This window comes from Rubrivivax sp. JA1026, assembly GCF_011065555.1.
Lineage (GTDB): Bacteria > Pseudomonadota > Gammaproteobacteria > Burkholderiales > Burkholderiaceae_C > Rubrivivax > Rubrivivax benzoatilyticus.
The window spans coordinates 209,424-228,078 of sequence record NZ_JAALCQ010000009.1 but is presented as its reverse complement, the minus strand read 5'-3'; the positions used below and the strand labels follow the sequence as shown (position 1 = coordinate 228,078).

General features: G+C 73.0%; 13 protein-coding genes. 7 read left to right on the top strand and 6 right to left on the bottom strand.

The features are described from left to right. Positions 1-27: 27 nt before the first annotated feature. Together G5B56_RS15955 and G5B56_RS15950 are read left to right on the top strand one after the other, a co-directional pair. Positions 28-1,044, top strand: coding sequence for a hypothetical protein (locus G5B56_RS15955; RefSeq protein WP_164963870.1), 1,017 nt, complete (start codon positions 28-30; stop codon positions 1,042-1,044). A gap of 14 nt (positions 1,045-1,058) precedes the next feature. Then, positions 1,059-2,186: a hypothetical protein gene (locus tag G5B56_RS15950; protein WP_164963869.1), complete on the top strand. Its 1,128-nt coding sequence runs from the start codon at positions 1,059-1,061 to the stop codon at positions 2,184-2,186. A 7-nt stretch (positions 2,187-2,193) separates the two neighbouring features. On the opposite strand, the gene msrA is transcribed toward G5B56_RS15950, so the two are convergent. Next, positions 2,194-2,724, bottom strand: a complete 531-nt coding sequence (gene msrA, locus G5B56_RS15945; protein ID WP_009856883.1) for a peptide-methionine (S)-S-oxide reductase MsrA — start codon at positions 2,722-2,724, stop codon at positions 2,194-2,196. 86 nt (positions 2,725-2,810) lie between these two features. Between msrA and G5B56_RS15940 the strand changes: the two genes are divergently transcribed. Further along, positions 2,811-4,004 carry an acyl-CoA dehydrogenase gene (locus G5B56_RS15940; protein ID WP_164963868.1) on the top strand — a complete coding sequence of 398 codons (1,194 nt, stop codon included), beginning with the start codon at positions 2,811-2,813 and terminating at the stop codon, positions 4,002-4,004. 16 nt (positions 4,005-4,020) lie between these two features. Here the strand turns inward: G5B56_RS15940 and G5B56_RS15935 are convergent, their stop codons facing one another. Next, positions 4,021-4,809: an NAD(P)H-dependent oxidoreductase gene (locus G5B56_RS15935; protein ID WP_164963867.1), complete on the bottom strand. Its 789-nt coding sequence runs from the start codon at positions 4,807-4,809 to the stop codon at positions 4,021-4,023. Between the two features lie 86 nt (positions 4,810-4,895). Between G5B56_RS15935 and G5B56_RS15930 the strand changes: the two genes are divergently transcribed. Beyond that, positions 4,896-5,801 (top strand): LysR family transcriptional regulator, encoded by a 906-nt coding sequence (locus G5B56_RS15930; RefSeq protein WP_164963866.1) that lies wholly within the window; start codon positions 4,896-4,898, stop codon positions 5,799-5,801. On the opposite strand, the gene G5B56_RS15925 is transcribed toward G5B56_RS15930, so the two are convergent. Then, a complete protein-coding gene (locus G5B56_RS15925) occupies positions 5,798-9,382 on the bottom strand; it encodes a DUF748 domain-containing protein (protein WP_164963865.1) in 3,585 nt (1,194 codons plus the stop codon). The two genes, G5B56_RS15930 and G5B56_RS15925, sit on opposite strands and share 4 nt — an antisense overlap. 62 nt (positions 9,383-9,444) lie before the next feature. Between G5B56_RS15925 and G5B56_RS15920 the strand changes: the two genes are divergently transcribed. Continuing rightward, positions 9,445-10,248, top strand: a complete 804-nt coding sequence (locus G5B56_RS15920) for a YdcF family protein (protein ID WP_164963864.1) — start codon at positions 9,445-9,447, stop codon at positions 10,246-10,248. An 83-nt stretch (positions 10,249-10,331) separates the two neighbouring features. Here the strand turns inward: G5B56_RS15920 and G5B56_RS15915 are convergent, their stop codons facing one another. Beyond that, positions 10,332-10,814 (bottom strand): DUF456 domain-containing protein, encoded by a 483-nt coding sequence (locus G5B56_RS15915; protein ID WP_009856877.1) that lies wholly within the window; start codon positions 10,812-10,814, stop codon positions 10,332-10,334. A gap of 165 nt (positions 10,815-10,979) precedes the next feature. Between G5B56_RS15915 and G5B56_RS15910 the strand changes: the two genes are divergently transcribed. Continuing rightward, the gene (locus G5B56_RS15910; protein WP_164963863.1) at positions 10,980-11,945 is read left to right on the top strand and encodes a Tim44 domain-containing protein; all 966 of its coding nucleotides are present in this window, start codon (positions 10,980-10,982) and stop codon (positions 11,943-11,945) included. Between the two features lie 61 nt (positions 11,946-12,006). Here G5B56_RS15910 and G5B56_RS15905 read toward each other — a convergent pair whose 3' ends face one another. Together G5B56_RS15905 and purL are read right to left on the bottom strand one after the other, a co-directional pair. After that, the gene (locus G5B56_RS15905; protein ID WP_164963862.1) at positions 12,007-13,614 is read right to left on the bottom strand and encodes an ATP-binding cassette domain-containing protein; all 1,608 of its coding nucleotides are present in this window, start codon (positions 13,612-13,614) and stop codon (positions 12,007-12,009) included. Positions 13,615-13,789: 175 nt separating this feature from the next. Beyond that, a complete protein-coding gene (purL, locus tag G5B56_RS15900; protein WP_164963861.1) occupies positions 13,790-17,776 on the bottom strand; it encodes a phosphoribosylformylglycinamidine synthase in 3,987 nt (1,328 codons plus the stop codon). Positions 17,777-17,815: 39 nt separating this feature from the next. Here purL and map point away from each other — a divergent pair, with 39 nt between their 5' ends. Beyond that, positions 17,816-18,652: a type I methionyl aminopeptidase gene (map, locus tag G5B56_RS15895; RefSeq protein WP_009856873.1), complete on the top strand. Its 837-nt coding sequence runs from the start codon at positions 17,816-17,818 to the stop codon at positions 18,650-18,652. Positions 18,653-18,655: the final 3 nt, after the last annotated feature.

Genomic DNA, 18,655 nt, shown 5'->3' with positions numbered 1-18,655 from the left:
CAGTGGGGGCGCCTTCAGGAGCGCCCGATGCCACGTCCGAACACCGCTGTCTCGCTGATGCCGATCACGCTGGCCGCCGCGCTGGCCGCCGCGCTGGCCCTCGCCGCCTGCGGCGAACGCACGCCACCCGATCCGATGCCGGCCGCCCAGGCGCGCCAGGGCGCGAAAGCTGCCGACGCCAGCGCCGAAGAGGTGGCGCGCGAGAGGCGCGGCAACCTGCGCTGCCCGGCACCGGCGCCGGCCTCGCCGCCACCCGGCACGCCGGTCGACGACGTGCTCGGCGTGCGTCCGGGCCAGCCCTGGGACGAGGCCGTGCGGCGCGTGCTGTGCAGCGAACCGCTGCTGGTCATGGCGCCCGATCTGGCGAACCGCTTCCGGCTGCCGCCGTCGGAGCCTGCGGTGCGACAGGGTTTCCACGCCCGCCCGGCCGAAGCGCGGGTGCACAAGAGTGGCCAGCAGATCCTGCGCGAGATGCAGGCCGACGCGACGGCACGCGGCAACAACGCCGTGCGCGCCGGGCTCGCGCCGGGGCTCTCGCGCTGGTACGTCGGCACGATGGGCCTGCCGGGCGAGGAACGTGTGACGCATCTGGTGCGCGAGCAGGCGTTCGCCGCCGACGCGCTGCCGGCCACCGATGGCGTGATCCAGGCCCTGCTCGGCAAGTACGGCGAACCGAGCTGGACGCAGGACCTGCGCCGCCGCGCCGACCACAGCCTCGGCAGCGTCGAGCTGCGCTGGGTGCACGACCCGGCCGGGCGGCGCGTGGCCGCCGGCGAACGCCTGGCCACCGAATGCAGCATCGTGCCGACGGTCGACGCCGGCGTCGGGCTGTCCGAGGCCTGCGGGCTGGTCGTCGTGGCGACGATCCGCCCCTCGCGCGAGAACCCCGGGCTGGCCCAGGCGATGGGTGTCGGCATCGTCGATCAGGCCCGCGGCTACGCCCGGGTGGCCGCCACCGAACAGGCGCTGCAGCAGCGCGACGCCGAACGCCGCCAGCGCGAGGTCCAGGACGCCGCCCGCAAGGGCCAGGCGCCCAAGCTGTGAACGAGGAGGCCGACATGAGAGCCATTGCCCTGCCCGGCCGTCGCGCCGCCGCCTCCTGGCTGGCCTGCATCGTCTTCGCCGGCCTGCCGGCGCTGCCAGCCGCCGCCCAGGACTGCCGCGGCAGCGAACCCTGCATCGAGAACCCGCGTTTCAGCGCCACGCTGAGCGACTTCCGCGTGCTGCAGACCGGCAACAAGAACCGCCCGCTGGCGGCGACGCTGCGGCTGCGCAACAAGACCGGCGCGCCGCTGACGCTGGTCTACGTCTCCGGCTCGGCTGCCGCGCTCGACGACCAGGGCACGCGCTACACGATGCCGAACACACGCACCGGGCTGCGCGGCCTCGGCGCGGCGACGCGCCAGAGCTTCGACCCGCGTTTCACGCTCGCGCCGGGCGAGGCGGGCGACGCCCGCATCGAGGTCACGGCCTTCGTCAAGGGCATCCACGGCACGCGGTTCGACCTGGAACTGGCGCTGCGCGAAGTCGAGCCGCTGCCCGGCGGCCAGCAGCGCCTGGGCCGCGAGACGCTGCTGCGCTACACCGGCCTGCGCGACGGCGTCGCGGCGGCGCCGCCCGCGGCCGCCGCAGCAAACGTGGGTGCCGCGCCCGGCGACGCCTGCCAGGGCCGGCCGGGCTGCGTCGTCAACGGCGCGCTCTCCGCGCACGTCGAACGCCTGGCGCCCGAGGCGGTCAAGGGCAACAACCAGGGCATCGTCGTCGGTGTCGTGTTCCACAACCGGTCGGCCGAGCCGATGATCCTGAACTACAAGCAGGACACCGGCGTCATGCTCGACGAACTCGGGCAGCGCTACACCGTCGACTCGCGCCGCCGCAGCGACGTGCAGGGCATCCCGGTGTCGACACGCGAACGCGCGAGTTCGCAGTTCACGCTGGCCCCGGGCGAGTCGCGCCGGGCGCAGTTCCGCTACACACGTTTTGTCGGCAAGACGCGTGTCGGCACGCGTTTCACGCCGTCGCTGGCGGTCGAGCAGTACGAGCTGCTGCCGTCCAACCAGCTGCGGCTGCAGCGGGAGTACGCGCTGGACTTCGGCACGCTGGGCGCGGGGGGTGGCGGCGTGGCCGCCGGCACGGCCGAGGTGCAGCAGTTGCTGGACACGCTCGGCGGCCTGCTCAAACGCTGACGCGGGCTCAGCCGCGCACGCGTTGGCGGAAGGTCTTGCGGAACTTCTCGACCTTCGGTGCGATGACGTAGGCGCAGTAGCCCTGCTGCGGGTGCTGCACGAAGTAATGCTGGTGGTAGGCCTCGGCCGGCCAGTAGTTGTCTTCGCGCGCGAGTTCGGTGACGACCCGCCCGCCCAGCGCCCGGTCGGCCTCGGCGTGCACCTCGCGCACCACCGCTTCCTGCTCCGGCGTGTGCCAGTAGATCGCCGAGCGGTACTGCGGGCCGACGTCGTTGCCCTGGCGGTCGCGTGTCGTCGGGTCGTGCACGGTGAAGAAGATCTCCAGGATCTCGCGCAGCGGGATGCGCTCGTCGTCGAAGCGCACGCGCACGACCTCGGCGTGGCCGGTGCGGCCTTCGCAGACCTGCTCGTAGCTCGGCTGGCGCACCTGGCCGTTGCTGTAACCCGACTCGACGCCAAGCACGCCGTCGACCAGCTCGTACACCGCCTCGACGCACCAGAAGCAGCCGCCGCCCAGCGTGATCGTCTGCACCGCCATCTCTGCAAGCTCCTTGTCGCAGCGGTGACGGGCCGCCACGGCCCGGTCCTTACACTGCGCGCTGGATTATCCGGAGACGAGGACACATGCAGCGCTTCCAGTGGGATGACCCTTTTCTGCTCGAACAGCAGCTCGCCGAGGACGAACGCGCGGTGCGCGACGCGGCGCGCGACTACTGCCAGGACAAGCTCCAGCCGCGCGTGCTGAGCGCGGCACGCGAGGAGCGTTTCGACCGCGAGATCATGTCCGAGATGGGGGCGCTGGGCCTGCTCGGCTGCACGATCGAAGGCTACGGCTGCGCCGGCCTGAACCACGTCAGCTACGGCCTGGTGGCGCGCGAGGTCGAGCGTGTCGACTCGGGCTACCGCAGCGCGATGAGCGTGCAGAGCTCGCTGGTCATGCACCCGATCCACGCCTACGGCAGCGAGGAACAGCGCCAGAAGTACCTGCCTCGGCTGGCGACCGGCGAGTGGATCGGCTGCTTCGGCCTGACCGAACCCGACCACGGCAGCGACCCGGCGAGCATGGCCACACGCGCCCGCCCGGTCGACGGCGGCTACGTGCTGAGCGGCTCGAAGATGTGGATCACCAACAGCCCGATCGCCGACGTCTTCGTCGTCTGGGCCAAGGAGACCGATGCCCAGGGCGCTGCCGGCGGCCAGGAAGCGATCCGCGGCTACATCCTCGAGCGGGGCATGAAGGGCCTCACGGCTCCGAAGATCGAAGGCAAGATGAGCCTGCGCGCCTCGATCACCGGCGAGATCGTGATGGACCAGGTCTTCGTGCCGGCCGAGAACAAGCTGCCCGGCGTCGCCGGCCTCAAGGGCCCGTTCGGCTGCCTGAACAAGGCGCGCTACGGCATCGCCTGGGGCGCGCTGGGCGCCGCCGAGTTCTGCTGGCACGCCGCGCGCCGCTACACGCTGGAGCGCAAGCAGTTCGGCCGGCCGCTGGCGCAGAACCAGCTGATCCAGAAGAAGCTCGCCGACATGCAGACCGAGATCACGCTGGGCCTGCAGGGCTGTCTGCGGGTCGGCCGGCTGATCGACGAAGGCCAGGCGGCGCCGGAGATGATCAGCCTGATCAAGCGCAACAGCTGCGGCAAGGCGCTGGACATCGCCCGCATGGCGCGCGACATGCACGGCGGCAACGGCATCCACGACGAGTTCCACGTCATCCGCCACATGATCAACCTCGAGACGGTGAACACCTACGAGGGCACGCACGACGTGCATGCGCTGATCCTGGGCCGCGCGCAGACGGGGCTGCAGGCCTTCTTCTAGAGCCGAGCCCGGCCGCTCAGCGGCCGGCGCGCTCGACGTGGATCGAAAAGCCCGACTCGCCCGGCGCGAGTTCGGGCCGCAGTTCCAGCTCCGGGATCCGGTAGTCGCCGAAGTTCTGGCGGCGGAAGGCGATCGGCTCCGTCGTCCACAGCGCATCCAGGCGCTCGCCCAGCGCCGCGCTGGCCTGCGCGAAACCGGCGTCGTCGATGCGGCCGCTGCGGTAGACGACGTGCGGCGGCAGCACCTCGAAGCCCGGGTAGAACAGGATGCCGTGCTGGATCGGGAACAGGATGTCGTCGATCGGCCCGTTGATGCCACGCGGCGCGTAGTGCGAGGCCCAGCCGCCGGTCGTCACGACCAGCATCGCGCGTTTGCCGGCGAGCAGGCCTTCGCCGTAGCGGTCGCCCCAGTGCGTGTCCGAGTGCTCGCCGACACCGTAGGCAAAACCGCAGGCGTAGACCCGGTCGACCCAGCCCTTGAGGATCGCCGGCATCGAGAACCACCACAGCGGGAACTGCAGGATCAGCGTGTCGGCCCAGCGCAGCTTGGCCTGCTCGGCTTCGATGTCGGTGCTCTGGGTGCCGTTCTCGAAGGCATGTTTGGAGTTCGCCGAGGCGTCGAAACGCGCGCCGGGCGGGTGGGCGCGGTCGTCGTCGGCGTCGAGCGCCGCTTTCCAGTGCATCGTGTACAGGTCGGAGACCTGCACCTCGTGGCCGGCGCGCTGCAGGCGCTCGACGGCGAAATCCTTCAGCGCGCCGTTCAGCGAGCGCGGTTCGGGGTGGGCGTAGACGATCAGGACTTTCATGCGTCGTGTTCCAACAGGAGATGCGACGCACGATAGGCAGGCCAGCTGTATATTGGAAATGAATTGCAGTGACGCCTGGTATAGCCATGCAAGATAGCCTGAGGCGACTGGACCTCAACCTGCTGGTCACGCTCGACGCCCTGCTCGCCGAGCAGAACGTGACCCGTGCCGCCGCGCGCCTGCATCTGTCGCAGCCGGCGGTCAGCGTGCAGCTCGCCAAGCTGCGCGAGGCTTTCGCCGACCCGCTGCTGCTGCCCGGCCCACGCGGCATGCGGCCCACCGCGCGTGCGCTGGAGCTGCGCGCGCCGCTGCACGAGGCGCTGGCCGCGCTCGGCCAGGCGATCGCGCCGTCGGCGGCGTTCGACCCGGCGCACGCGACCCACACCTGGCGCGTCGCGGCCACCGACTACGGCGCGTCGACGATCGTGCTGCCGGCGCTGGCCCGGCTGCGTGCCGCGGCGCCGGGCACGCGGCTCGCGGTGCTGGAACTGAAGCCGCCGACGCTCGCCCGCCAGCTGGAGCAAGGCGAACTCGATCTCGCCTTCCATGCCACCGAGCTGGCGCCGCCCGACCTGCGCCGCCGTCCGCTGTTCCAGGAGCGCTACGTGCTCGTCGCGCGCGCCGGCCATCCGGCGCTGCAGCGGCGGCCGACGCTGGCCGAGTTCTGCGCGCTGGAGCACGCGATCGTCTCGCCCGACGGCGGCGGTTTCGTCGGCGCGACCGACCCGGTGCTGGCGGCACGAGGGCTGGCGCGGCGCGTCGTGCTGTCGGTGCCGCACTTCCTGTTCCTGGAAGCGGCGCTGGCCGCCAGCGACCTGGTGGCGATGCTGCCGGCGCGCCAGCTGCGTGCGGGCGGCGCGCTGCAGGTCGTGGAGCCGCCGGTCGAGCTGCCCGGCTTCGAGATGCTGATGCTCTGGCACGAACGCCTGCACCGCGACCCGGCGCACCAGTGGCTGCGCGAGCAGGTCGCGGCGGCGGTGGCGGCGGCCTAAGGCATCTCCAGCGACAGCTCGACCTTCGGCGTCCAGCCGGCCTGGCCTTCGGCCGCGTCGAGCCTGGGTGCGGCGAGGAACAGGCGCTCGGCCGGCAGGCCGCGGGCGACCAGCGCCTCGCGCACCGCGACGCCGCGGCGCAGCGCCAGATCGCGTGCGACATCGGCGTTGACCGGTATCGCGGCCTTCAGCAGCCGCTCCATCTCCGCTGCGGGGATGTCCTTGGCCAGGCCGATCAGGTAACGCGGCTTGTCCGGCAGCCGGGTGTCGGCATAGACGCGGCGCAGCGTGCGTTCACGCTCCTCGGCGGCTGGCGCGGCAGCGCCCGGGGCGACGCTGCGTGCACGCGCCCGCTCGCGTGCCTGCTCGGTGCGCAGGCGCTCTTCCAGCGCCGCGGCCTGGATCGCGTCGTGTTCGGCGCGGGCATCGGCGGCACCGGCCACCGTGGTCTGCAGCGCCGGGCGGTCCTTCAGCGCCTGCGCGATGCGGTCCAGCGCCGCCTCGGCCGACGGCGCCAGCGTGGCGGTGCCGGGCAGGAACTCGACCGCGCCGGTCTCGTCGCCGCCGCCACCGGTCAGCAGCGCGAACGGCGCCGTCACCGCCTTGACGATCAGGTTGCCGATGACCTTCAGCACCAGGCCGAAGACGCTGAACTCGGGGTCGTTGATCGAGCCGCTGATCGGCAGGTCGACGTCGACGACACCGTTGCGGTCGGACAGCAGCGCCAGCGCCAGCCGCACCGGCAGCTTGGTCGCCTCGGGGCTGTCGACCGGGTCGCCGAAGGTCAGCTGGTTCAGCACGATGCGGTTGCGGGCCTCGAGCCGGCCGTCGGCGTCGACGCGGTAGGCGACGTCCATGCTGAGCTTGCCGCGTTCGATCGCGTAGCCGGCGTACTTGCCGGCGTACGGCGACAGCGGCGCCAGCTCCAGCCCGCTGGCCTTGGCGGCGATGTCCAGCGCCAGCGGGTCGGCGGTGGGGTTCAGCGCGCCGCGCACCTCCAGCGTCGCGGTGTCGGCGGCACGGCCGGTGATCTCCAGCGTCGCCATCTCGCGAGTGCCCGAGCGCAGCCGGCCCAGCTTGCCGTTGAGCTCGCTCAGCGAGGCCGAGTAATTGGGCTGGATGAAACGGTCGCGGAAGTCGACACGGCCGTCGACGAACTCGACGCCGGCGATGTCGAGCACCGGCGACATGGCGGCCGCGGCCGGCGCGCTGGCCGCCGCGACGGCGGGCGGCGGCACGGCCACGGCGGCGCCGTCGGCGACGTTCGCCTCCTGCAGGTTCAGGCGGCCCTGCGGCGTGACGACCAGCCGCGAGAAGAAGCGCGACAGGCGCACCGGGCCGGTCGTCAGCTGCAGCGGCCGGCCCGGCGCCATCGACGCCGCGAGCGCCTCGACCCGCAGCGACTGCCAGGCCAGCAGCTCGTCGCCGGCCTCGCCGCTGTCGTCGTCGCCGCGGGCCTGCACACGCAGGTCCGCCAGCATGGCGTTGCCGCGCAGCGAGAAGGCCGGCCCGCCCGGTGTCAGGCGCAGCTCGGTGTCGCCGCGCCAGCCGAGTTCGGCGCGCCGCACCTGCACCGGCAGTTGCGCACGCCAGTACGGTTCGGCCACCTGCAGCGGCAGCCGTGAAAGCGACAGCCGGCCCCGCCAGGCCAGCGGCTCCAGCGCCAGCGTGCCCTGGGCCTGCAGCCGGCCCGGCACCGGAGCCGGCGCGCCGGACACGCGGTCGGGCGCGAGCTGCAGCGACAGTTCGAGCGGCGACGGCTGGGCCGTGGCCGGCCAGCGCAGCTCGCCGGCCGTCAGCGCCAGCGCCTGCACGCCGAAGCCGACCGGCGCCGCCGCGGCCGCATCGGACAGGTGCAGCCGGCCGCCATCGATCTTCAGCCGGCGCAGCACGGCCTGCCACGCCGGACCGGCAGAGGCCGTGGCCGGCGCCGCGCCGGCGGCCGGCGGGCGCAGCATGGCGAGCACGTTCCAGCGGCCCTGCGCGTCGCGTTCCAGGTCGAGCGCCGGGCGGTCCAGGCGCAGGGCCTCGGCCTCCAGCCGCCGCGCCCGCAGATCGGCGCCGAGTCCGGTCAGTTCCAGCGTGGCCAGCGCCTGGCGGCCCCAGCGCAGGCCGTCGACACGGGCCTGCGGCAGGCGCAGCATCAGGCGGCCGTCGTGGCCTGCAGCCCAGTCCAGCTCGACGCGGCCGTCCACCCGCCCGGTCGGCGTCTGCAGCAGCTGTTGGCGCAGATAGGGTGCCGCGGCGGCGAGCTGGAGCGCCTCGATGTCGACGCCGACGGCGGCCGCCACGGTCGACGCCGTGCCGTCGACGGCGAAACGGCCCGCGTCCTGGCCGTCGGCGACCAGCCGCACGGCGCCGGCGACGGTGGCCGGCGCCGGCGGTTGCGGTTCGCCCAGACGGCCCACGCGCAGCGACAGGTCGCGCAGCTCCAGCGGCACCGCCGGCCGCAGCGCGGCGTCTTCCCAGTGCACGCTGGACGCCAGCACCTCGCTGGAGCCCACGGCCCAGCGCCAGGCGGGCGTGTTGGCCGCCGGTGCCGTGGCGCCGGAGCCGGCCAGGCGCACGAGCTCCAGCGCACCCGAGGCCTCGCGGCGCAGGTGCAGCACCGCGGTGTCCAGCCGGACGGTCTTCAGCGCCACGCGGCGCTCCAGCGGGCGCAGGTCCTCGAGTTCGATCTCGAGCGCCTTCCAGGCGGCCAGCGGCGCGCCATCGGGCCGCGCCAGCGCGATGCTCGACAGCGTCAGCGGGCCGTGCAGCGCGAGTTCGGGCGGCTTGCCGGCCGGCTGCGCGAAACGGATGTCCAGCCGCCCCGACAGCACGCCGCCCTGCCCGCGCAGCGGCAGCGAATGCGGCAGGTAGGGCCACAGCGGGTCGAGCGCCAGCGACGGCAGCTCCAGCGTCAGCAGGCTCTCCCGATCCGCGGCGAACGGCCGCGAGCGGCCCTGCAGCGTCAGCGCGCTGCCGTCCAGGCGCAGCGACAGCCGGGGCTCGACGTCGACGTCGACCTGCTCGGGCGCGTTGGACACGAAGGGCAAGGCGAGCTCGACGGCGTCGACCACGTGCTGGCGGCCTGCGGGGCGGTCGTCGAAGTCGAGCCGGCCCCCCTGCACGCGCAGGTTGTAGAGCGCGAACCTCGCCGGCGTGGCGTCCGGCGGCGACGGTGCCGTCAGTCGGGCGATCAGGTCGTCGACGTCATAGCGGCCGGCCGCGGTGCGCGCCAGGCGCAGCGACGGCGCGTCGACCTGCAGCGCCTCGACGATCGGGAGGCCCGCCAGCAGGCTGCGCGCGGAGAGATTCAGCGCCAGCCGCTCGATGCGCGCCTGCGGGCCGGCCCCGGCATCGCCGGCCGCGGCGTCGAGCTGCAGGCCGCGCAGCTCGAGCGTCAGCGTCAACGGCGAGAACGAGACCTCGGCCACGTGCAGCCCGCGGCCGAGCAGCGCGCTGCCACGCTGCTCCAGCTGGGTCTTCACGACACGGGGGACCAGGAGCGCCGCCGCCACGGCCAGCGCGGCGACGATGGCGAGCAGTGCGGCCGCGATGCGCAGCCGACGGCTCGTCTTGTCAGAACTCGCGAGCATGAGCCGATGATGCCTCAGCCGCCCGCGGTGACAATGTCGCCCATCCCCCCGATCCGTCCCGCATGAACGACCTGTTGGTGCGGCTGGGCATCGAGTCGTGGAAGCCGGCACTCGCGATGCTGCTGCTGCCGCCGGTGCCGATGCTGCTGCTGATCCTGCTCGGCGCCTGGATGCTGCGGCGCCGGGCGCTGGGCTGGCTGCCGCTGGCCGCCGGCGTCCTGGCCCTCTGGGCGGTGTGCACGCCGGCGGGCAGCCACTGGCTGGTGGCCCGGCTGACGCAGCCGCCGGCGGCACTCGGCGCCGACGAGGTCCGGGCGCTGCGCGACGCCCCCGGCACGGCGATCGTCGTGCTCGGCGCCGGCATCTACCCCGAGGCCCCGGAGTACGGCGCCGCGGTGCTCAAGCCGCTGTCGGCGCAGCGGCTGCGCTACGGCGTCTGGCTCGCCCGCCGCACCGGGCTGCCGCTGGCCTTCAGCGGCGGCCGCGGCCACCACGCGCGCAGCGGGCCCTCGGAAGCCGAGGTGGCGGCGGCCACGCTGGCCGAGGACCACGGCATGGTGCCGCGCTGGGCCGAGACGCGCTCGCGCGACACCCACGAGAACGCGGTCCACAGTGTCGCGCTGCTGCACGAGGCCGGCATCACGCGCATCGTGCTGGTCACGAACGGCTTTCACATGCGGCGCGCGCTGGCCGCCTTCGAACGTGCCGCGGCGCGCCAGGGCGTGCCGATGCAACTCGTCGCGGCGCCCACCGGCACGCGGCCGGAGCGCCCGCTGGAAGGCGGCGACCTGCTGCCCGACCCCGAGGCCTATCGCCTGAGCTGGATCGCGATGCACGAGTGGCTCGGCCGGCTGGCCGGCGCCTGAGCCGGCGCAGCGTCGCGCGTCAACGGCTCAGCGGTCTGCCCGGTCGACGGCGAGCCTGGCTTCGCGGCCTCGGGTGGGCGCCGTCAGACCAGCCACGCGACGATGAACACGCCGACCATCGCGAAGGCGATCGCGACCTTGGCGACCATGCCCAGCAGCAGCCCCAGGCCGGTGGCCAGCCCGACCTGCATCGCGCGCTGCTCGTCGCGGCGCGCCAGGTACTCCCCGGCCGCCGCGCCGATGAACGGCATGAAGAGCACGCCGACGAAGCCCGCCAGCAGCCCGGCGACGGTGCCGATCGCCGCGCCGACCAGCGCCTGCGGGCTGGCACCGACACGTTTGGCACCCATCAGCGCGGCGACGTAGTCCAGCGCCCAGGCCAGCGCGGCCATCACGCCGAGCACGACGACGGTGTAGACGCCGACCCGCTCGTAGCCGTCGATCCAGGCCCCCAGCCAGGCCCCGGCGAACACCAGCGCCGTGCCCGGCAGCACCGGCAGCACGGTGCCCGCCAGGCCGACCAGCATCAGCAGCACGGTCAGCATCCAGAGCAGGGTGATCGACATCGCGTTCTTTCTCGACGTGAAGGGTCCGTCGGCACTTGGGGCGCAGGCGCCGGCATTCAAGCCCTGTCCGACGGCCGATGGGGGATTGGCGGGCGGCGTTTGGTGCCGGGCGGGTCCTCGCGCACACTCGGCACCTCGATCATTCTCACAAGAGGAAACACTCCGATGAAATCCGGCTGGCTCGTCGCGCTCGCCGCTTCGCTCGCGCTCACGCTCGCGCCCGATCTGAGCGAAGCCAAACGCATGGGTGGCGGCAAGTCCTCCGGCATGCAGCGCAGCATGCCCGACCGCACCGCACCGGCACCGACGCCGGCCAAGCCTGCCCAGCCCACCCAGGCAGCCCCGAACCAGGCCGCCCCGACGCAGGCCGGCGCGGCCGCTGGCGCCGCCGCGGCGGCCGGCAAGCGTTCCTGGCTCGGCCCGATCGCCGGCATCGCGGCCGGCCTGGGCCTGGCGGCGCTGATGAGCCATCTGGGTCTGGGGGCGGAGTTCGCCAACTTCCTGACGATCGCGCTGCTGGCCGTCGTCGCGTTCTTCGTCATCCGTTTCCTGCTGCGCCGCTTCGGGCCCCGCCCGGCTGCCGCGCCGGCCGCCGCCGGTGTCGGGGCGCTGCGCACCGGCCCGGCCGACTGGACGCCGCCGCCGGCGCCGGTGTCGCCCACCCCGGTGACGCCGGTGCCGTCCGCGGCGCCGGTCGCCGCGGCCGCGCCGGTCGCGGCCGAACGCACGCTGGCCCCGGCCTTCGTGCCGGCAGCCTTCGACAGCGAGAGCTTCGAGCGTGTCGCGAAGACGATCTTCGTGCGCCTGCAGGCGGCCAACGACAGCGCCGACCTCGACGACCTGCGCCGCTTCACGACGCCGGAGATGTTCGCCGAGCTGAAGATGGACCTGCAGGACCGGGGCAGCAGCACCCAGACCACCGACGTGGTCGAGGTCGAGGCCAAGGTCGTCGACGTGGCCGAGGAAGACGGCCGCCAGATCGTCAGCGTGCGCTACGTCGGCCGCGTGCGCGAGGAAGCCGGCGCCGAGCCGGTGGCCTTCGACGAGGTCTGGCACCTGGTCAAGCCGGTCGGCGACGACAGCCGCGGCTGGGCCATCGCCGGCATCGAGCAGATGGACACCCAGGCCTGAGGCCCTTGCCGCCTCACGCTGAAAACCGGCCCCGCGGGGCCGGTTTTCTTTTGTCCGGCGCTCAGAACGGGCGCCGCCGCCAGCCCTCAGGCGTCGCGTCCAGGCGTTCCTCGAGCGCCAGCGCCGCGAGGAAGGCCTCGTCGTGCGAGACGACGACGATCGCGCCACGCCAGCCGCGCAGCATCGTTTCCAGCGCCTCGAGCGCGGCGAGGTCCAGGTGGTTGCCGGGTTCGTCGAGCAGCAGCAGCCGCGCCGGCTCGTCGGCCAGCAGCGCGTGGGCCAGCGCGAGCTTCAAGCGTTCGCCGCCGCTCAGCGCCGCGCACGGCGTGTCCAGCGCCGCGGCGCCCAGGCCCAGTTGCGCCAGGCGTGTTCGCAGTTCGGCTTCGGGCCGCTGACGGCAGGCCGGGCGCAACAGCTCCAGTGCGCTGCCCGGGCCATCGAAGCCGGCCAGCCGCTGGTCCAGCCAGGCGTGGCGGACGTAGCGTTCGACCTGCCCGGCCCGCGGCACCAGCCGCCCGGCCAGCACCTGCAGCAGCGTCGACTTGCCACAACCGTTGGGGCCGCAGACCGCCAGCCGGGCGGCGCCGTGCAGCCTGAGCTGCACACGCGCCAGCGGCGCGGCGACGAAGGGCAGTTCGCCGTCGAAGGCCAGCACCTCGTGCGGCAGCACCGCCGGCGGCAACGGCGGCACGACGATGGCCACGTCAGCCGCGACCCGGCCCGCCGCCTCGTGCACCGCGCCGGCCAACTCGGCGCGCACCGCCTCGTGGCGCTGGCGCAGCCGCCCGGCGCTGGCTTCGCTGCGTTCCTGGCGGAAGTCGAGCACGAACTTCGGCTGGCTGCCGTCGCCACGCTCCTGACGCGCTTGCGACCGACGGTGCTGCTGGCGCTCGACCTCGCGCTGCAGCCGCGCAGCGGTCTGGCGGCGTTCGAGCTTGCGGCGCTCCAGTTCGGCTTCGGCCTGGGCCCGCATCGCGTCGCGGCGTTCGACGTAGAAGCTCCAGCCGCCGCCGTGGCGCTGCAGGCCCAGCGGCGACAGCTCGACGATGCTCTCCATCGTCTCCAGCAACTCGCGGTCGTGGCTGATGACGAGCAGGCCGCCGCGCCAGCGCCGCAGCTGCGCGAGCAAGGCACGGCGACCTTCGCGGTCGAGGTGGTTGCTGGGCTCGTCGAGGATCAGGAAGTCGGCGTCGGCGAGCCAGGCGCCCGCCAGTGCGGCGCGCATCGCCTGGCCGCCGCTGAGTCGGGCCGCCGGCGTGTCGGGTGGCAGCGGCGGCAGCCCGGCGCGCGCCAGCTCGGCCTGCAGGCGCTGGCGCAGGTCCCAGCGCTCGGCCAGCAGCACGAGGTCGGCCTCGTCGCCGTCACCGGCTTCCAGCCGCTGCAGCGCGGCCAGCGCATCGGCGACGCCGGCCAGCCGCGCCAGCGTCGCGCCGGGCGCCGGCTCGGCCTGCTGCGCGAGGCGGAAGACACGCCCCTGGCGGCGCACACGGCCGCTGGAAGGCGGCAGCTCGCCGGCCAGCACGCGGCCGAGCACGCTCTTGCCGATGCCGTTGCGGCCGACGAGGCCGGTGCGGCGGCGGTCGAAGGTTTCGTGAAGGTCGGCGAACAGCGGCCGGCCGTCGGCGAGCAGGAAGCCGACGCCGTCCAGCGTCAGCAGAGGATCCGTCATCCCGGGCTCCGATCGATGCATTCGGTCCTCCGGTGCTGCCGGAGGGGCGAAAGCCGTCATGCAGACGGCGGCATCAATGGCGCATGGGTGCGGACTCCTGGTTCAGGCCGGCCAAGCCGGCGGCACGCATTCTGCGCGGGAGACCCGGCACGGCGGCCGAGCCTCCCGCATGACTTCAGCCCAGCGAACGACGCGCGTTGCGGAACATGCGCATCCAGGGGCTGAACACGCTCTTGTCGCCCGATGTCCAGCTCATCTGGACGTTGCGGAAGACCCGCTCCGGGTGCGGCATCAGCGCGGTGAAGCGGCCGTCGGCCGTGGTCACCGAGGTCAGGCCGTCGGGGCTGCCGTTCGGATTCGCCGGATAGGCCTCGGTGGCGCGGCCGTGGTGGTCGACGAAACGCATCGCACGCAGCACCCGGGCGGCGTCGCCACGCTGCGAGAAGTCGGCGAAACCTTCGCCGTGCGCGACGGCGATCGGGATGCGGCTGCCGGCCATGCCGTCGAAGAAGACGCTGGGGCTTTGCAGCACCTCGACCAACGCCAGCCGGGCCTCGAACTGCTCGCTCTTGTTGCGCGTGAACTTCGGCCAGTGCTCGGCGCCCGGGATCATCGGCGACAGCGCGGCCAGCATCTGGCAGCCGTTGCAGACGCCCAGCGCGATCGTGTCCGGCCGGGCGAAGAACGCGGCGAAGGCGTCGTTCAGCGCCGGGTTGAAGAGGATCGAGCGCGCCCAGCCCTCGCCGGCACCGAGCGTGTCGCCGTAGCTGAAGCCGCCGCAGGCGACGAAGGCCTGGAACTGCGCGAGGTCCGCGCGGCCGGCCTGCAGGTCGCTCATGTGCACGTCGTAGGTGTCGAAGCCCGCCTGGTGCATCGCGTAGCTCATCTCGACGTGCGAGTTGACGCCCTGCTCGCGCAGGATCGCGATCTTCGGCCGCGCGGCGTGGACGAACGGCGCGCAGATGTCCTCGGCCGGGTCGAACGTGAGCTGCACGTGCAGCCCCGGATCGTCGGCCGCCGCCACGCGGGCGTGTTCGCTGTCGGCACTCTCGGGGTTGTCGCGCTCGCGCGCGATGCGCCAGCTGACCTCGTCCCACTGCTTCAGCAGATCGGCCAGCGGGGCCGAGAACTGCAGCTGGGTGTCGCGCCAGACCTCGACCGCGCCGCGTTCGTTGGTCTTGCCGATGACGTGCGTGTCCTTGGACAGGCCGTGGGCGCGCAGCACCGCGATCGCGGCGTCGCGCTGCTCGCGCGGCACCTGCAGCACGACGCCGAGCTCCTCGTTGAACAAGGCTTTGAGCGTCAGCTCGTTGCGGCGCTCGGCGACCTGGGTGGCCCAGTTCTTCGAGTCGCCGACGTCGGCGCGGCTGTCGGCGATGCCGTCGCCTTCGGTGACCAGGATGTCCACGTTCAGGCTGACGCCGACGTGGCCGGCGAAGGCCATCTCGCAGACCGCGGCCCAGAGGCCGCCGTCGCTGCGGTCGTGATAGGCCAGCAGCGTGCCCGCGCCGCGCAGCTCGTTGACGGCGGCGACCAGCGCCTTCAGGCGCGCCGGGTCGTCGAGATCGGGCACGGCATCGCCGAAGCCACCCAGCACCTGGGCCAGCATCGAGCCGCCCAGGCGGTTCTTGCCGCCGCCCAGGTCGACGAGCAGCAGCGCCGTGTCGCCGCGCTGCAGCTGCGGCGTCAGCGTGCCGCGCACGTCGTCCAGCGTGCAGAAGGCGCTGGCGATCAGCGACACCGGCGCGGTGACCTGGCGCGTCTGGCCGCTGGCCGGATCGGCCCAGCGCGTCTTCATCGACAGCGAATCCTTGCCCACCGGGATGCCGACGCCCAGCGCCGGGCACAGCTCCAGGCCGACGGCCTTGACGGTGTCGTACAGCGCCGCGTCCTCGCCGGGTTCGCCGCAGGCCGCCATCCAGTTGGCGCTGAGCTTCACGCGCGACAGCTCGATCGGCGCGGCCAGCAGGTTCAGCACGGCCTCGGCCACGGCCATGCGGCCCGAGGCCGGCGCGTCCAGCGCGGCCAGCGGCGTGCGCTCGCCCATAGCCATCGCCTCGCCGCGGAAACCGGCGTAGTCGGCCAGCGTCACCGCGCAGTCGGCCACCGGCAGCTGCCACGGGCCGACCATCTGGTCGCGGTGGCTCAGGCCGCCGACGGTGCGGTCGCCGATCGTGATCAGGAAACGTTTGCTGGCGACCGTCGGATGGCGCAGCACGTCCAGCGCCACCTGATCGAGCTTCACGCCGGTCAGGTCCAGCGGCGCTTCGCTGCGTTCGACGCGCGTCACGTCGCGGTGCATCTTCGGCGGCTTGCCCAGCAGCACGTCCATCGGCATGTCGATGACGGCTTCGGAGCCGTCCTCGACGACCAGCTCACGCTCGGCGGTGGCAACGCCGACGACGGCGAACGGGCAGCGCTCGCGCGCGCACACCGCCTCGAAGGCCTCGAGCTTGTCGGGCGCGATCGCCAGGACGTAGCGCTCCTGGCTCTCGTTGCACCAGATCTCCTTGGGCGCCAGGCCGGTCTCTTCCAGCGGCACCTTGCGCAGGTCGAAGCGGGCGCCCTGCCCGGCACCGTCGACGAGTTCGGGGAAGGCGTTGCTGATGCCGCCGGCGCCGACGTCGTGGATCGCGAGGATCGGGTTGGCTTCACCCAGCGCCCAGCAGTGGTTGATGACCTCCTGCGCGCGGCGCTGGATCTCGGGGTTGCCGCGCTGCACCGAGTCGAAGTCGAGCGCCGCGGCGTTGGTGCCGGCGGCCATCGAGCTGGCGGCGCCGCCGCCCATGCCGATGCGCATGCCCGGGCCGCCGAGCTGCACCAGCAGCGTGCCGGCGCCGAAGGGCAGCTTGTGCGTCTGGTCGTCCGAGATCGCGCCGATGCCGCCGGCGATCATGATCGGCTTGTGGTAGCCGCGCTGCACGCCGGCCACGGTCTGCTCGTAGACGCGGAAGTAGCCGCCCAGGTTGGGCCGGCCGAACTCGTTGTTGAACGCGGCGCCGCCCAGCGGGCCCTCGGTCATGATCTGCAAGGCGCTGGCGATGTGGCCGGGGCGGCCGATGTCCTCGCGCTCCCAGGGCTCGTTCGTGCCCGGCAGGCGCAGGTTGCCGACCGAGAAGCCGGTCAGGCCGGCCTTGGGCTTGGCGCCACGGCCGGTCGCGCCTTCGTCGCGGATCTCGCCGCCGGCGCCGGTGGCCGCCCCCGGGAACGGCGAGATCGCCGTCGGGTGGTTGTGCGTCTCGACCTTCATCAGCACGTGCGAGGTCTCGGCACGCGCGCCGTAGACCGGGGCGCCGGTCCAGCCCTGCGGCAGCCAGCGCTCGACCGGGCCGCCTTCCATCACCGCGGCGTTGTCGCTGTAGGCGACGATGCTGTGCTGCGGCGACACCTTCTCGGTGTTGCGGATCATGCCGAACATCGACAGCGGCTGCTTCTGGCCGTCGATGGTGAACTCGGCGTTGAAGATCTTGTGCCGGCAGTGCTCGCTGTTGGCCTGCGCGAACATCATCAGCTCGACGTCGCTCGGGTTGCGGCCGAGCTTGCCGAAGGCCTCGACGAGGTAGTCGATCTCGTCGGCCGACAGCGCCAGGCCGAACTCGACGTTGGCCTGCACCAGCGCCTCGCGGCCGTGGCCGAGCACGTCGACGTGGGCCAGCGGCTCGGCGGCCTGGGCGGCGAACAGCTGCGCTGCCGAGCCGCGTTCGAAAGCCACGCTCTCGGTCATGCGGTCGTGCAGCACTGCCGCGACCGCGGCACGCTCCTCGTCGGCCAGCGGCTTGGCGCCGCCGAAGAAGCCGCCCTTGACCGTCAGCCGGTACTCGGTGACACGCTCGACGCGGTGCACGGCGAGGCCGCAGTTGTGCGCGATGTCGGTCGCCTTGCTCGCCCACGGGCTCACGGTGCCCAGGCGCGGCATCACGACGACGAGCTCGCCGTCGGCGGGGCCGTCGTAGGGGTCGCCGACGGCCAGCAGCGCCGCGAGCCGTTCACGCGTCGCCGCGTCGGGCTCGGCGTCGAACGCGGCCCAGTGGACGTGGCGAGCGGCAACGGCGCTGATGCGCGGACAGGCCGACTGCAGCCGCGTGAGCAGCGAGCGGGACCGGAACGGGGAGAGCGCGTTGCCGCCCTCGTAGTGCAGAAGTTGCGGGGCGGAAGAAGCCATGGTCCGGGATTTTACGGGGGCCGATGGGATAATCCGGCGATGACGATCGTGATCAAGAACGCCGAAGAGATCGAGGCGATGCGCCGGGCCTGCCGGCTGGCGTCGGAGGTGCTGGACATGCTGACGCCGCACGTGCGCGCCGGCGTCACGACCAAGGAGATCGACCGTCTGGCGCATGACTACATGGTCAACGTGCAGGGCGGCGTGCCGGCGACGCTGAACTACCAGCCGCCGGGCTATCCGCCCTACCCGGCCTCGCTGTGCACCTCGCTGAACGACGTCGTCTGCCACGGCATCCCCGACGAGCGCCCGCTGAAGAACGGCGACATCCTCAACATCGACGTCACGATCATCAAGGACGGTTTCCACGGCGACAACAGCCGCATGTTCGTCATCGGCGAAGGCTCGATCGCCGCCCGGCGCCTGGTGCAGATCACCTACGAGGCGATGTGGAAGGGCATCGTCAAGGTGCGCCCCGGTGCGCGCCTGGGCGACATCGGCCACGCGATCCAGACCTACGCCGAGAACGCCGGCTTCTCCATCGTGCGCGAGTACTGCGGCCACGGCGTCGGCCGCCGCTTCCACGAGGAACCGCAGGTGCTGCACTACGGCCGCCCGGGCACGCTGGAGGAGCTGCAGCCGGGCATGATCTTCACGATCGAGCCGATGATCAACGCCGGCCGGCGCGACATCAAGGAAGACCGCAAGGGCAACCGCCCCTACGACGGCTGGACCATCGTCACGCGCGACCGGTCGCTGTCGGCCCAGTGGGAGCACACCGTGCTCGTCACCGACAGCGGCTACGAGGTGCTGACGTTGTCGGCCGGCAGTCCGCCGCCGCCGGACTTCGTCACGCCGGCCCTGGCCGCCAGCTGAGAG

Bases quoted from the DNA above. Each gene is read 5' to 3' on its own strand.
- G5B56_RS15920 (WP_164963864.1), top strand. From the start codon at position 9,445: ATGAACGACCTGTTGGTGCGGCTGGGCATCGAGTCGTGGAAGCCGGCA.
- G5B56_RS15950 (WP_164963869.1), top strand. From the start codon at position 1,059: ATGAGAGCCATTGCCCTGCCCGGCCGTCGCGCCGCCGCCTCCTGGCTG.
- G5B56_RS15930 (WP_164963866.1), top strand. From the start codon at position 4,896: ATGCAAGATAGCCTGAGGCGACTGGACCTCAACCTGCTGGTCACGCTC.
- G5B56_RS15935 (WP_164963867.1), bottom strand. From the start codon at position 4,809: ATGAAAGTCCTGATCGTCTACGCCCACCCCGAACCGCGCTCGCTGAAC.
- G5B56_RS15925 (WP_164963865.1), bottom strand. From the start codon at position 9,382: ATGCTCGCGAGTTCTGACAAGACGAGCCGTCGGCTGCGCATCGCGGCC.
- G5B56_RS15905 (WP_164963862.1), bottom strand. From the start codon at position 13,614: ATGACGGATCCTCTGCTGACGCTGGACGGCGTCGGCTTCCTGCTCGCC.
- G5B56_RS15915 (WP_009856877.1), bottom strand. From the start codon at position 10,814: ATGTCGATCACCCTGCTCTGGATGCTGACCGTGCTGCTGATGCTGGTC.
- G5B56_RS15910 (WP_164963863.1), top strand. From the start codon at position 10,980: ATGAAATCCGGCTGGCTCGTCGCGCTCGCCGCTTCGCTCGCGCTCACG.
- purL (WP_164963861.1), bottom strand. From the start codon at position 17,776: ATGGCTTCTTCCGCCCCGCAACTTCTGCACTACGAGGGCGGCAACGCG.
- G5B56_RS15955 (WP_164963870.1), top strand. From the start codon at position 28: ATGCCACGTCCGAACACCGCTGTCTCGCTGATGCCGATCACGCTGGCC.
- G5B56_RS15940 (WP_164963868.1), top strand. From the start codon at position 2,811: ATGCAGCGCTTCCAGTGGGATGACCCTTTTCTGCTCGAACAGCAGCTC.
- msrA (WP_009856883.1), bottom strand. From the start codon at position 2,724: ATGGCGGTGCAGACGATCACGCTGGGCGGCGGCTGCTTCTGGTGCGTC.
- map (WP_009856873.1), top strand. From the start codon at position 17,816: ATGACGATCGTGATCAAGAACGCCGAAGAGATCGAGGCGATGCGCCGG.